This window comes from Cohnella candidum, assembly GCF_003713065.1.
GTDB classification, from domain to species: Bacteria; Bacillota; Bacilli; order Paenibacillales; family Paenibacillaceae; genus Cohnella; species Cohnella candidum.
This window is the reverse complement of record NZ_CP033433.1, coordinates 2,919,914-2,934,626: the sequence shown is the minus strand read 5'-3', so window position 1 is coordinate 2,934,626 and position 14,713 is coordinate 2,919,914. Positions and strand designations below refer to the sequence as shown.

Genomic DNA, 14,713 nt, shown 5'->3' with positions numbered 1-14,713 from the left:
AGCGCGGAATGGCGACAAGCCGAATGAACCGCCGGAATCGGTGGATCGGGATAGGCGCCGGATTGGTCGTGTTGATCGCGGCCGCGATCATTTGGGGATACCCGGCGGTCGTGTCGGGCAGCGCGGTCAAGTTCGCGAAAGAAGATGACCGGATCGTCGTCGGCGGGGACCGTTACGAGATCGCCTTCAGTACGGCGAACGGAGGCATCCGGTACATTCGGGATAAGCAGACCGGCCTGGACCTTTCGCTCGGCAACCGGGAAAGCGCGCTGTGGTGGGCGTTTTCGGGCAACGAAGCGTTTTGGAACGGCGCCAAAGCGCCGGATTTCTCTTACGATTGGAACAACCGCTCGAAGAAGCTCGTGCTTCATTACGGGGGTCCTCTTCGCGTGGAGGCGACAGTGTCTTTCGCCAAGGACGGGTTGATCCGGATGTCCGCGAAAGTGTCGAACGGCACGGGGAAAACGGTGGAATCGTTCCAGTTTCCTTACGAGCTGAAGGCGGACGCCGGCCAAGTCAAGGACGGCTTGCTTCCGATGCTGCCGGGCGCGAAGCTGAAGGACGCGTTCTTCAAGGAAAGCAATTCGTATGAAGGCCAGTACCCCGGCGTCATGTTCGCTTCCTACGTTGCCTTGCGCACGGATGAGGGCCAACTCGCTCTCTACGACGTGCACGGAGACAAGGTAGAGACGGCGAATCTCGGCTTCAAAAACCAGGTGAAGGATCCGGGCAAAACCGCGCTCGTCCATAATTACGCCGTGTCGATCGCTCCGGACGCGGAATGGACGACGCCGCAGGTCGTGCTCGAGGTCGGAGGGGATTATTCCGATTCGATCCGTCGATATGGCGAAATGAACGGGATCCGCGACGGTAAGAGCCTGAAAGACAAGCTGGGCAAAGAGCTCTCGGCGTATGCCGCGCTCCCGTTCTACAAGATGGATATTTCCGCTTTGAAGGACGCCAATTGGAACGTGCTGAAGACCGGTTACGCAGACCGGCTGACATATCCGGGCGTACTTCATCTCGTCGGCTTCCAAACCGGCGGGCACGACGAGAATTATCCGGACTTCCTGCCCGCGGATTCGAAGTGGGGCAGCGAGGCCGACATGCAGGCGTTCGTGAAGGACGCGCACGACAAAGGGTTCAAAGTCGTGCCGTACACGAACTTCTCCTGGTGGGGCGTAAACTCGCCCACGCTCGGGAAACTGCCGCAGGGAAAGACGCTGGAAGACATCGTGACCGTCCTGAAAAACGGGACGATCAACAAAGAAGACTATGGACCGCACAGCGGCTACGTCGTGGATCCGAACCAGCCGTTCGTCCGCGAACGGATCGCGCAGGAACATGACAAACTGCTAAAGGGTGCGGGCTTCGACGGCATTTTCGAAGACCAGTGGGGCATCCGCAACGCGCCGGCCGTCTATAACAAAGACATTCCCGCCGGCACGACCCCGACAACCGCTTACTTCCAAGGCGTCCGCGACTATTTCGCATCTTTGAAAAACCGGATGTACACCGAAGACGGAATCGACGTTCTCGCGGGGGACACGGTCGGATTCATGGGCACGAACTATTTGTGGGACCTGCTGGACTACCGTAAAAATACGGCCAGCTATACGGAGTACTATCCGATGATCGGCATGCTGGCTCGAGATAAGGTCATGCTCTACCAGCATGACTTGGCGGCGGAAACGATGACGGACAGCCAGGAGATGCTGCGCTGGAATGTCGCCATGGGCTACAACCTGAGCGCCGATCTGTACAACGGCGTCTCGAATCCGTGGCTGGACGTGACCGGCGTCTTCCAGAAAGAGGTGCTGTCCGGCTACGTCGATCAGTTGGTCACAGGATTCGAGGAGATCGCGCCCGGCGTGACGCGCACTTCCTTCGGAGACCACCGTATGGTCACCGCGAACTGGAACGCGAAGGAGCCTTATGTCCTGAACGGAGAGATCACGTTGTCCCCCGGCGGATTCGACATCGAAGCCAAGGACGGCGGCGTGCGGGCCGGCAATTATGCCCGCTATAACGGTTTCGATCTGGATCCCGGCGAGCATGACCTCGTGGAGGTCCGGAGCGGCGATCGCATCCGCGTGTATCAGCCATTCGGTTCCGACACGACGCTCCGGATGAAGAAGGGCGCGAAGTGGAGCCATGCGGTAGCGTCCGCTTATGAAGCGAACGGTACGAAAATCGCGGAACTGCCCGTCGTTGAAGAGGGCGATTTCGCGCAATTCGACTACATCGCGAGTATCCTGGACCGCAAGGTCGGTTACGTCGAGTTGACCGGCTCCGATCAACCCTCGGCCGTGAAAGGCACGCCGTTCAAAAAAGTGAAGCTGCAGACGAACCTGGCACTTGGCAAAGAGATTCGATCCACCTCGGCGACGGCGGAAGCGTTTGACGCGAAGAAAGCGAACGATGGGGATCCGTTCACGTATTGGGAAAGCACGAACAAGAAGTTCCCGCAATCGCTCACGCTGGATCTCGGCGAGGCTGCGGAAATCTCGAAAGCGGTGCTGCGTCTCGTGCCGCAGGACGCTTGGGAGAAACGCGACCAGGAAATCGAAGTATGGGGAAGCTCGGACGGCGAGACGTTCACGTCCATTCTGCCGCCGAAAGCCTACGCCTTCGATCCTGCGGCGGATAACCGCGTGGAAATCCCGCTGCCCTCGGCCGCGAAGCTGCGGTATGTCCGTATTACGGTGACCGGCAATACGGCATGGCCAGCCGCGCAAATTTCGGAGTTCGAGGTTTACGGTCCGTAACCGCAATGAACAAGATGGCCCCCGTTTCGTCACGGTAGTGACGGACAGGGGCCGTTTCGGCTACAACATCGTAATGCACATGAAAAACATAGAAATGGACCTCGTTTCGGACATGCCCGTCTTATATGATGGTGGCATCCTATCGAAATTTCGAGGTGAACAGACATGCTGACCAGCGAAGCCATCCATCCGGAACAGAACCGGCCTGGCTCGGACCGAATTGCCGGCCGGCGTATCGGGCGCATTCGGCGCGTGGAACGGACGGAGCAAGAAATACTCGTATTCGGGGAAAGAGCCAATTTGGCTTTCCGTTTGGCGGGAGAGGGGATCCTCCGGGTAAAGCTGTTTTTCTCGGCCATGCCGGATTGGGAGACCACGCCCGCGGTGTTGGCGTCTCCCGGCGTTCCGATGGAGGCTGAGGTACAGGAGACGGAAACGGGGTACGACATGCAGGCGGGATCGTTCCGCTTGTCGCTTCATAAAGAAAATTCGTCGCTGGTCGTCAGGGATGCGAGAGGAGACCGCTTGCTCGGCGAAGCGGAGTGGTCATGGGAGAGGGAGCGCATCACCCTTACCGTCCGCGCCGAAGCGGACTCCCACTATTACGGATTGGGAGAGAAGACGGGGTTTTTCGATAAAAAGGGCGAGAGCTACCGGATGTGGAACAGCGACGTTTACGAGCCTCACGTGCCGGATATCGACGCGCTGTACCAATCGATCCCCTTTTTGGTCCATTTCCGCAAGGGAGGCAGGGCGAGCGGGGTGTTCCTCGACAACCCGGGTAAAACGACGTTCGATATGCGGAGCCGCGCGGATGCTTATTCGATCGCAGCGGACAGCGGGGCCATGGACTTGTACCTCGTGGACGGCCCGGGGCTGAAGGACGTCGTGTCCCGTTACACCGACCTGACCGGGCGAACCGCGATGCCGCCGCGTTGGGCGCTCGGTTATCAACAGTCGAGGTACAGCTACATGGACCAAGAGGAAGTGCTGGAGCTCGCCCGCACGTTCCGGAGCAAAGGCATCCCGTGCGACGTCATTTATTTGGACATTCACTATATGGACGAGTACCGGGTGTTCACCTGGGACCCGGAGCGGTTTCCGGATCCGAAGGCGATGACGGCGGAGCTGGCGGAGATGGGCTTCCGCATCGTGCCGATCGTCGACCCCGGGGTGAAGAAGGACCCGAATTATGCCGTCTATCAAGAGGGCGTTGCCGAGGGCTATTTCTGCAAGAAACTGGAGGGGGACCTGTTCATCGGCAACGTCTGGCCCGGGCCGAGCGCCTTCACGGACTATACCGACGATCGCGCCGCCGAATGGTGGGGGGACTTGCACCGATTCTATATCGACCACGGCATATCGGGCATCTGGAACGACATGAACGAGCCTTCGGTGTTTAACGACACGACCAAAACGATGGACCTCGACGTCGTTCACCGCAACAACGGCCGCCCGAAAACCCACGGGGAGCTGCACAACCTGTACGGGATGCTGATGTCCAAGGCGACCTACGAGGGCATGGCCCGGGGGCTCGGCGGCGAGCGGCCGTTCGTGCTCACGCGCGCCGGTTACGCAGGCATTCAGCGGTATGCCGCGGTGTGGACGGGGGACAACCGCAGCTATTGGGAGCACCTGGAGATGAGCATCCCGATGGTGCTGAATCTGGGATTGTCCGGCGTGGCGTTCGCCGGCGCCGACATCGGCGGCTTCTCGCACCATTCCTCAGGGGAGCTGCTCGCCCGCTGGACGCAAATGGGGGCGCTGTTCCCGTTCTGCCGGAACCACAGCGCGATCGATACCTCCCGCCAGGAGCCGTGGAGGTTCGGGGAGCAGGTGGAAGCGATTTGCCGCGAGTACATCCGGTTTCGGTACCGGCTGATGCCATACCTCTACTCTCTCTTCTATGAGGCCTCCGCGTCCGGGCTCCCGGTTCTAAGACCGTTGCTGCTCGAATATCCGGGGGATCCTCTGGTCACGAACTTGAGCGACCAGTTCCTGGTTGGAGAATTCCTGCTGGCGGCGCCGGTGTGCCGTCCCGGCGTGACGGCGAGGGCGGTCTATCTGCCCGAAGGCGTGTGGTACGATCACCGGACGGGTGAACGGTACGCGGGAGGAAGACATGTGTTGGCGGAAGCGCCGCTGGAGTCGATGCCGCTGTTCGTGAAAGCGGGAGCGATCATTCCCGTGAAGGAAGCGGGTGGCCAGTTCGCCGACGAGGTCGGTAACGGGGAGTTGACGCTGGAGGTGTACGCCGGCGCTTCAGGCGCGAGCCGCTTCCGTCTGTTCGAGGATGACGGGAAAACGTTCGCTTATCGCGAAGGGGCTTATCGGCTGCTGGAGTTCGCCTGGGAGGAGAGCGGCGAGGGAGCAACGCTTACGGCGAACTCTCTGCATGACGAGTTGGAGGATGGCGGTAAGCCGCTGCAGGTCGTCGTGAAGCACATGGCGCGCAAACCCGCCTCCGTGGAACTGTCCGGCGCTGCGGAAGACGGTGAGTGGACGTACGACGAGACGAAAAGGGAGCTCTGGCTTGGGTTGAGGAAGACGGGAGCGTTCCGGATGCAATTGCGATAATTTTGCGTTAGGACGGAAAACAGCCGCCTGCCGATCTTGGATCGGTAGGCGGCTGTTTTCATCGTTACTTGAATCGGTAGGCCCGCGGTTCCTGGAACCAGAAGCTGCCGTCTTGAGAAAAGTCTTTATAAGGACTCGGCGATACGAGATCCACTTGACGGAAATCTTCTTCCGTCAATTTGACGTCGAGAGCGCTCAGGTTGTCGGCGAGCTGTCTTTCGTTTCGGATGCCGACGACCGGAATGACACCCGGACGATGCAACAGCCACGCCAGCGCGAACTGCCCGAGCTTCAACCCTCTGGATTCGGCCCATAATGCGAGCTGCTCCACCTTCTCCAGCTTCGCCCGGTTTCCCGGAGCATCCGGATCCATTCTTTCCCCGCGCGAGTCGGACGGCATCGGCTGCCCGAGCCGGTATTTGCCGGAGAGCCAGCCCCCGTCCATCGGGGAATAGGCCATCGTCGCCAGCCCGTGCCGCTCGCAAGCCGGCAAAATCTCCTGCTCGACGTAACGGTTGAAAATGCTGTAAGAGGGCTGGTTGGTGACGAACCGTTCGAGGTTCATTTTGTCGCTGACCCAGAGCGATTCGACGATTCTCCACGCTTCGAAGTTGGAGCAGCCGACGTAGCGGACCTTGCCTTGCGCGACGAGATCGTCGAGCGCCCGCAGCGTCTCGTCCAGCGGCGTATGCGGATCCGGCCGATGCACCTGGTACAGGTCGATGTAGTCGGTGTTCAGCCGTTTCAGGCTGGCTTCGACCTGCCGCATGATGCGATGGCGGCTCGCGCCTTCGCCGTTCGGTCCTTCCGCCGTGCGCACCTTGAATTTGGTGGCGACGATGACGCGGTCCCTGCGGCCTTGGATCGCTTTGCCGATGATTTCTTCGCTGGTGCCTTTCCCGTATGTATCCGCCGTGTCGAGAAAGTTGATGCCCGCGTCCAATACCCGGTCGATGACCGCCAGAGACGTTTTCTCATCCAAATCCCAGTCCCCGTAAGTCATCGTGCCTAAGCAGAAGCGCGACACCTGCAGCCCCGTTCTTCCCAGATAGACGTATTCCATGTTTCTCCTCCTGCCGATTTGTTTTTGAATGCCGCTTTTTCTATGATTATACCGTAACGGAACACGGGCTTCATTTAAAGGAGGGTTCGGCCATGCAAACGGTAGGTTGGATCGGGTTAGGCGCCATGGGCACGCCGATGGCGGCGAATTTGCTCCGGGCGGGGTATCGGGTGCACGTTTACAATCGTTCCATGGAGAAGGCCGCGCCTTTGATCGAGGCCGGAGCGACGGCGGCCCAGTCGCCCCGCGAAGCGGCGGAGCGGTCGGACGTCGTCGTCACGATGGTTGCCGACGCGGCGGCCGTCGAACGGCTCCTGGTCCTGCCGGACGGCATTCTATCCGCGGAGCTGAACGGCAAAACCGTCGTCAACATGAGTACGATCGGTCCCGCGGAAACGCGAGGGTTCGCCGCAATGGTCCGGGAGCGCGGAGGGGATTTCCTGGACGCCCCGGTGTCGGGCTCGGTCAAGCCGGCCCAAGAAGGGCAGCTCATCATCCTCGCCGGCGGGGAGGCGGACGTGGTGGAACGCTGCCGGCCGATATTCGACGTGCTGGGGAAAACGACGATCCATTTCGGAGGCGCTGGGGACGGAAGCGCCGCCAAACTCGTCATCAACTCGCTTCTGGCGATGGTGATGCAAGGCATCTCGGAGGCGCTCGTGATGGCCTCGGGATTGGGGCTGGATCAGGGGAAGGTAGCCGCTTTGATTTCCGAGTCCGCCGTGAACGCGCCGCTGTTCCAGGCGAAGAAAGGCATGCTGCTGCAAGAGGAGTTCCCTCCCGCGTTCGCGCTCAAATTAATGACCAAGGATTTAAAGCTGGCGGCGGATGAAGCGGTTCGCCGTAACCTTCCGCTTCCCGTCGTTTCCACGGTGCTGAATACTTACCTGGCGGCCAACGCGAACGGAAAAGGCGAGCTGGATTTGGCCTCGGTTTACTTGCAGCTAAAAGAAATGGCCGGTATGGGGCCGGCGGCGAAGGAGGACTAAACGGATGGATTACGTGAAACTCGGCTCTACGGGAGCGGAAGTGTCCCGCCTGTGCCTTGGCTGCATGAGCTACGGCGTCCCGGAGCGGGGCCCGCATCCTTGGTCGCTGAACGAAGAACAGAGCCGGCCTTTTATCAAGAAGGCACTGGAGCTCGGCATCAATTTCTTCGACACCGCCAACGTCTACTCGGACGGGACGAGTGAAGAGATCGTCGGAAGGGCTTTGAAAGATTTCGCGCGACGCGACGAGATCGTCATCGCGACGAAGGTTCAGGGCCGGATGCGGCCGGGACCGAACGGGGCGGGGCTGTCTCGCAAAGCGATCATGCAGGAGATCGATGCAAGCCTGAGAAGGCTCGGTACTGATTACGTCGATCTGTACCAGATCCATCGCTGGGACCCGCAAACGCCGATCCAGGAAACGATGGAGGCGCTGCATGACGTCGTGAAAGCCGGTAAGGCGCTTTACATAGGGGCTTCTTCCATGTACGCCTGGCAATTCCTCAAAGCGCTCCATGTGGCGGAAAAGAACGGCTGGACGCGGTTCGTCACGATGCAGAACTATTTGAACCTGCTGTACCGCGAAGAAGAACGGGAGATGCTGCCGTTGTGCGAAGCGGAGAAGATCGGCGTGATTCCGTGGAGCCCGCTTGCCCGGGGGCGGTTGACGCGCGATTGGGAGGAGCAAAGCTACCGCTCGGAAACGGACGAATTCGGCAAAACGCTTTATACGGCTACGGCGGCGGCAGACCGCAAGGTCGTGGAACGGGTGGCCGAAATCGCGGCGGAACGCGGCATCCCCCGGGCTCAAGTCGCGCTCGCGTGGGTGCTGCAAAAGCAGCCCGTCACCGCTCCGATCATCGGCGCGACCAAGCCGCACCATCTGGACGACGCGGTGGCGGCTCTGTCGGTGAAACTCACGCCCGAAGAGATCGCGAAGCTCGAAGAGCCGTACGTGCCGCACCCCATTCTCGGAGGATTGCGCTGAACGCGTGTTTATCTCATCGCAGCGATTTGCTATGATAGGTAGGTAAGCATTTTCATGGGATGCAAGGAGAGGATGAAGAAGATGGAGTACACCAAATTGGGACGTTCGGGCCTGCGGGTCAGCCGGCTGTGCCTGGGCACGATGAATTTCGGGGTGGACACCGAGGAGCAGGAAGCGTTCCGCATCATGGACGCTGCGCTGGATGCGGGCATTAACTTCTTCGATACCGCGAACGTATACGGCTGGGGCGAGAACGCCGGCAAAACCGAGGAAATCATCGGCCGCTGGTTCGCGCAGGGCGGCGGACGCCGCGAGAAGACGGTCATCGCGACCAAAATGTACGGCGACATGCACGATCCGCTGGACGGCCCGAACCGCAAGGAAGGCTTGTCCGCCTACAAGATCCGCCGCCATCTCGAAGGCTCCCTGCGCCGGATGCAGACGGATCATATCGAGCTGTACCAGATGCACCACGTCGACCGTTCGGTCGTCTGGGAAGAGCTGTGGGGCGCATTCGAAATCGCGCAGCAGCAAGGCAAGATCGGCTATGTCGGCTCCAGCAACTTCGCGGGCTGGGACATCGCCGTCGCGCAAGGCGAAGCCAAGGCGAGAGGCCACCTCGGTCTCGTGTCGGAGCAGCACAAATACAACCTGCTGTGCCGCTTGCCGGAGCTTGAAGTGCTTCCGGCCTCGCAGGCGCTCGGCTTGGGCGTCATCCCTTGGAGTCCGCTGGACGGCGGCATGCTGGGCGGCACGGCGCTGAAGCCGGACGCGGGACGCAGAAGCGGCGGCGACAAAGCGAGGATCGAGAAGCTCCGTCCGCAGCTCGAAGCGTTCGCGAAGCTGGCGGCCGAGCTCGGCGAGACCGAGGACATCGTCGCGCTCGCTTGGCTGCTGCACCAGCCGGCGGTGACGGCGCCGATCATCGGCTGCCGCACGCAGGCCCAATTCGAGCGCAGCCTGAAGGCCGTGGAATTGAAGCTCGACGAAGCAACGCTCGGCCGCATCGACGAGATCTTCCCGGGACCGGGCGGATCCGCGCCGAACGCGTACGCTTGGTAAAGATCGAATCGACGAAGAAACCCGTGACTCCTCGGAGTCGCGGGTTTTTGTTTTGCAGAGTTCCCGGTAAACTTCCCGGAAGGCCGGGATGAAGTCCCTTGCCGCGGGAGCGGCTGGTCCGGAAAATAGGGGTAGAAATCGCAAAAGTATACTTTTGTATAATGTCGGACTCGTATTCGCAGGTGCTATATTTTTAGGCAGTCGAACCAGGGGAGGCAGCAAATTGAAACGTAAAAAGTTAAAAAAATGGCTGTCCGCGATCGCGGCGGCGGCAGCGGCAACGTCCATTCTGGCGGGTGGGATCGGCGAGGCGGATGTCGCCCGGGCGGCGGACCAGCCGGTGCGGTTGACCGTCTACGACGACGGATTAAGCGGGGAATTCGCCGATTACAGCTGGGCGGATCACGACATGGCCGACCGGTCGGCGCCGCATGGAGGAGTCAACGCGATTCGGCTGAAGCCGAACGGGGACGATGGGCTTTATTTTTACAAAGATAGAATCATGTCCGTCGCGGATTATCCGGTGTTGGAGTTTTGGATGAACGGGGGCAGCGCAAGCGGCCAGCGGTTGGAGGTCGTGCTGCAATCCGGCGGGCAGCCGGTGGCCAGTCAGGCGCTGAGTCCCCCGCAAGGCGGGTGGCAGCCGGTTCGGATCAACTTGGCGGAACTCGACATCGCGGGCGGTATCGTGGACGGGATTCTCGTTCGGGGAACGACGGGCGGCGAGCAAGCCGACGTGCTGCTGGACGATATCGCATTCGTTCGCGAAACGGTTAAAGTCGGCCTGGAGGTAACGCCTTCGCCTCTTAGCCTGCTGCCGGAAGACCGCGTGACGCTGTCGGCTGCGACCGTCTTCTCCGATGGTTCAAGGACACCGATCGAGCAAGGCGTTTCCTGGAGCTCCCGAAATTCGGACGTCGCGGTCGTGCAAAACGGGATGGTCACCGCGGTGAGCGCGGGCAAAACGTCAATCGACGCAGAGTTCGGCGGCATGAAGATCAGCGTGCCGGTTACGGTGGCGGACCCGAGCGCCGTTCCGCAGGGAGGCTCCGCCGACGATCGGCCCGGCGTTACGATCTACGGAGATACTTTGCATGAAGATTTCCGGGACTACAGCTGGGCGGATCATGACCTGACGGAGACATCGACCGTACATGCCGGAGAGTCTGCTATCCGCATGAATCCTAGCGGTGAAGGCGGATTATACCTGTACCGCGACGGCGGTCCGGTGAATGTCAAAGATTACGACACGCTCGAGTTCTGGGTACATGGCGGCGTTTCCGGAGGTCAGCAGTTGGAGCTCGTGTTCAATTCCGGCGGCGCTCCTGCGGGCAGGGTAAACATCGGCAGCCTGTTGGCTGGAGGGGAGATCCCGGCCGGCGAGTGGGCGAAAGTGAGCGTTGATTTGACGCAGATGAACATCGAAAACGGCATTTTCGACGCTCTGCTGTTCCGCGGTTTGACGGACGGCGAACAAGGCAACGTATATCTCGACGATATCCGCTTGCTGGAGAAATACGTCGCGCCTCCGACCCTGAAGGAAGGCGTTTTGTCCCAGTATGGCATGGTGCTGGCGGCCGGAGACGTTTCGTCCTTGTCCTACGAAGCCCGCTACAGCGACGGCTCGGCGAAGGACGTCACCGCAAGCGCGCAATGGACGTCCAGCGATCCTACGGTCGTTTCCGTGGACGCGAAAGGGAAGCTGCAAGCGAAAGGCAGCGGGATGGCCAAAATCTCAGCCAAGTTCGAAGACAGCTCCGCATCCATGCACGTTCAGGTAGCGGCTGTTGAGCCGGAAACCGCGTACGGCGACAGACTGGCGGATGGGTACTCGAACTGGAGCTGGGGGACGAGCGACTTCGACAACGCCGCTCCGGCAGCCTCGGGTGACCGCTCGATTTCGTTCCGGGCCAAAGGTTACGAAGGAATCTGGATCCATCGGGACACGACCGTGATGGACTTGCACGGTTATTATGGTTTGACGCTTAAGCTTCATGGGGGAACGAAAGGCGGCCAGCATCTGCGCGTGAACATGATGGACGGCCGCAATTTCGCGGGCGAGTTCAATTTGGACGATTGGCTCCCGCAAGGGATACCGGCAGGCAAATGGACCGAAGTGAAGCTGAAATTCGCAGATCTCGGTTTGAGCGAGCTGAACTTCGACGGAATCGTTTTGTCGGCATGGGGCGAACAAGACCAAGGAACGGTTTACGTCGATGACGTGAAGTGGCTCCGTACGACCGAACCGGTCAACCTGCCCGACCCCGAGGTGCCGGCCGTGAATGTCACGATCGACGCCGGCGGTGCCAAACGCGCGCTTAGCCCGGGCATTTTCGGCGTCAATTTCGAAGATATGCCCTCCGAAGACGCTTCGACGATGACGTTCCCGATCAAACGCTGGGGCGGCAACCAGATGACCCGGTACAACTGGCAGTTGGATACGACGAACCGCGGCGGCGACTGGTACTTCCTCAACATTCCGAACGACAACGATGATCCTTCCGCGCTGCCGAACGGCTCGCTGTCGGATCGGTTCATCGTGGATTCCAAAACGAAAGGCACCGACGTGCTGCTCCAAGTGCCGACGATCGGTTGGACGCCGAAAAGCCGGGACATCAGCTGGAGCTTCTCGATCGATAAGTACGGCGAGCAATCCGGCAACGAATGCGATTGGCAAGAAGCTTGGTGCCGTCCGGATGCAGGCACGGGCAAGACGAAGGACGGCAGCTACGTGACGGGCAACGATCCCGAGGATACGTCGAAGCAGGTCGGGACGTCATTTATCACGGATTGGATCGCGCATCTGCAGCAAACGTTCGGTTCCTACGTGCACAAGTACGCGCTCGACAACGAACCGATGCTGTGGCCGCATTCCCACTGGGACGTCCATCCCGAAATGACGACGTATGACGAGGTCTGGAATTATACGTCCGACTATGCCAAGGCGATCAAGCAGGCGGACCCGCGGGCGGAAATTTTCGGACCGGTTCCGTGGGGCTGGTGCGAGTACTTCTACTCCGCGAAAGACGGCTGCTCGCCCGGGACCGACATGGAAGCGCACGACGGAAAGCCTTATCTGGAATGGTACTTGGGCAAGGTGGAGGAGTATCGGCAGCGGACCGGCGTAAGATTGGTCGACGTGCTGGACATCCACTATTATCCGGCGGAAAACAACGTGCCGTTCTCGAGCGACGAGTCTCCGGCGATGACGAAGCGCAGGCTGAACTCGCTGAAGTCGCTCTATGACCCGAATTTCGCGGATCCGTCTTCCTGGATCCAAGAGCCGGTCATGCTGCTCCCCCGCATGAGGGACCTCATCGCGCGGAACGCGCCGGGCACGAAGTTGTCGATCTCGGAGTACAACTTCGGCGACGGAAGCGGGATCGGCAGCGGTTTGGCTCAGGCGGAAGCGCTCGCGATTTTCGCACGGGAAGGCGTCGATTACGCGATGCGCTGGGGTGCGCTGCCCGGCGGCACTCCGCTGGAAGACGCGTTTAAGCTCTATCTGGATTATGACGGCAAAGGCAGCAAAATCGAAGGCGACGTCGTCGGCGCCTCCAGCTCGAACGGGGACGCGGTCGGAACCTACGCCATCGTCTCGAAGACGGGCAAGAAATACGTTTTGCTGTTCAACAAAGATACCGCGCCGCGCATGGCGAGCGTCAAAGCGGACCTCGATCTGTCCGACGAGGGGCAAGTTTACCGGTTCGACGCGAAGCATCGCCTGGCGGCTGCCGGCACGGTGCAAGGCGGCGAGGACGGTTTGAACGTCCGGCTGCCCGCGAAATCCGCGACGCTGATCGTGCTGCCGTAAGAAAGGAGATCGAAGCATCCGATGATTGCGCATGTCGCCATTGAAGCGCCGGTCGAGAAGGTGTTCGAACGTCTCGTGGACCCGGACTACCGGGTGCAGTGGATCCAGAACGCGTTCAACATCCGGTACGACGGCGGAGCTTCCTGCACCGCGCCGGGAGCATCCTTCGTTCAGGTGCAGAAGGAAGGCGGGAAGACGCTGTGCTTCCGGGGATTGAATCTGTCCGTGGAGGAGCCGAACATTTTCCGCTATCGGTTGTCGGACCATATGTTCGACATTGAATCCACGTACAGGCTCGTGACGCTCCAGTCCGGCACGCTGGTTCAGATGACGGCGGAGCTGCGGGGCCGAAACCCGGTCACCAAAGTGATCAGCAGGTGGACGGCCGGAGCGAGGCAGCGCCTCGCGGGAGAAGAACTGCATGCGCTGAAGCAGCTGTGCGAAGGCGCTTGATAGGAAGAAAGCCGGCGGAACTCGGTTCCGTCGGCTTTTTGTTTGTGCGAATCAACCTACCTCCATATCTCCCGCACGCGCAGTTCTATTTTGCCCACTTACAGCGCCGTCTGGCGAGGAAATGTTGCTGTAGTTCGTTTTTGCACAACTGGAAGCTCATTTTGGTGCGGGCGACGGAAAAATTGGCTTGTAAGTGTGCGAAATCGAATTGGAGAGAGACTTTCAACTTCAGCGCTTCTGTAAGTGTGCAAAATCGAATTGGAGAGACTCTTCCTCGGGTAGTCGACTGGCATCACATCGGCGGAAGTTTGCGGGCTTCGTCCAAGCGCCACGCATGCACGCGGGAAGTTCCCTTTCCTACCGGGATCAGCCACTTTTTGTCTACCAGGCTCGTGATCGGTTTCCGCGCGGAATCGTAGGCGCAATCGAGCAGGGTGCGGACATCCGCCAGTTTGATGGGGCGGTCCAAACGGGAAGCCAAACGAAGGATATCTCTTTCGCTCGCGGACAGGTCATAGCGGAGTCCGGGGTCCCCGAACAATCGTCCGACCATTTGCTGCAACAATTGCTGCCAGAGGCGAGGGCGTTCGAGGATATCGTCGTAGCTGATGCGAATGAATAGCCAACCATCGTTGAACAAATGCATTTGCCGCACCCATTGGTTACTGTACTGTCTGCGGTCCAGCCTGCCGTAATGAGTGCCGAAAGGGTCTACCTCTATCGCGATATAAAGACCGCCCCGGATATAGGCGAAGTCCACATATCGTTTTCCGCCGAAAAAATCCACAACTTCATACTCGGGATGCAGATGATCGAAATGTCCGAAAGCCGGCCACCAAACTTTTTCAGCCATCGCCTGTTCCGCATGCGCATGGCCGTCTATCAACCTTCTGCGGGCTTCGCCGCGCCGAGCGTTTACATGTTTCGCAATCCACTGTTGATGCGCCATCTTAAACTGAGTACCCACAACCGTTGGCCTCCTTGAACGCAAAAAAGCGC

9 protein-coding genes are annotated in these 14,713 nt (G+C 60.0%); 7 read left to right on the top strand and 2 right to left on the bottom strand.

All coding sequences use genetic code 11. The annotated features are described in order from the left end of the window. The first annotated feature begins 8 nt into the window (after positions 1 to 8). Positions 9 to 2,768 (top strand): discoidin domain-containing protein, encoded by a 2,760-nt coding sequence (locus EAV92_RS13550; RefSeq protein ID WP_123041596.1) that lies wholly within the window; start codon positions 9 to 11, stop codon positions 2,766 to 2,768. Positions 2,769 to 2,933: 165 nt separating this feature from the next. Continuing rightward, the gene (locus tag EAV92_RS13545) at positions 2,934 to 5,345 is read left to right on the top strand and encodes a glycoside hydrolase family 31 protein (protein ID WP_123041595.1); all 2,412 of its coding nucleotides are present in this window, start codon (positions 2,934 to 2,936) and stop codon (positions 5,343 to 5,345) included. A gap of 64 nt (positions 5,346 to 5,409) precedes the next feature. Here the strand turns inward: EAV92_RS13545 and EAV92_RS13540 are convergent, their stop codons facing one another. Further along, positions 5,410 to 6,408 carry an aldo/keto reductase gene (locus tag EAV92_RS13540; RefSeq protein WP_123041594.1) on the bottom strand — a complete coding sequence of 333 codons (999 nt, stop codon included), beginning with the start codon at positions 6,406 to 6,408 and terminating at the stop codon, positions 5,410 to 5,412. A 92-nt stretch (positions 6,409 to 6,500) separates the two neighbouring features. Here EAV92_RS13540 and EAV92_RS13535 point away from each other — a divergent pair, with 92 nt between their 5' ends. The 5 genes from EAV92_RS13535 to EAV92_RS13515 all read left to right on the top strand — a co-directional run bounded on the left by EAV92_RS13535 (position 6,501) and on the right by EAV92_RS13515 (position 13,714). Continuing rightward, on the top strand, positions 6,501 to 7,397 hold the full coding sequence (locus EAV92_RS13535; protein ID WP_123041593.1) for an NAD(P)-dependent oxidoreductase: 897 nt from the start codon (positions 6,501 to 6,503) through the stop codon (positions 7,395 to 7,397). Positions 7,398 to 7,401: 4 nt separating this feature from the next. After that, positions 7,402 to 8,385: an aldo/keto reductase gene (locus EAV92_RS13530; protein ID WP_123041592.1), complete on the top strand. Its 984-nt coding sequence runs from the start codon at positions 7,402 to 7,404 to the stop codon at positions 8,383 to 8,385. A gap of 81 nt (positions 8,386 to 8,466) precedes the next feature. Then, a complete protein-coding gene (locus EAV92_RS13525) occupies positions 8,467 to 9,447 on the top strand; it encodes an aldo/keto reductase (protein ID WP_123041591.1) in 981 nt (326 codons plus the stop codon). A 223-nt stretch (positions 9,448 to 9,670) separates the two neighbouring features. Next, positions 9,671 to 13,261, top strand: coding sequence for a glycoside hydrolase family 44 protein (locus EAV92_RS13520; RefSeq protein WP_164472771.1), 3,591 nt, complete (start codon positions 9,671 to 9,673; stop codon positions 13,259 to 13,261). A gap of 21 nt (positions 13,262 to 13,282) precedes the next feature. Next, positions 13,283 to 13,714 (top strand): SRPBCC family protein, encoded by a 432-nt coding sequence (locus EAV92_RS13515; RefSeq protein ID WP_123041589.1) that lies wholly within the window; start codon positions 13,283 to 13,285, stop codon positions 13,712 to 13,714. Positions 13,715 to 14,006: 292 nt separating this feature from the next. On the opposite strand, the gene EAV92_RS13510 is transcribed toward EAV92_RS13515, so the two are convergent. Continuing rightward, the gene (locus tag EAV92_RS13510; protein WP_164472770.1) at positions 14,007 to 14,681 is read right to left on the bottom strand and encodes a DNA-binding response regulator; all 675 of its coding nucleotides are present in this window, start codon (positions 14,679 to 14,681) and stop codon (positions 14,007 to 14,009) included. Positions 14,682 to 14,713 lie beyond the last annotated feature (32 nt).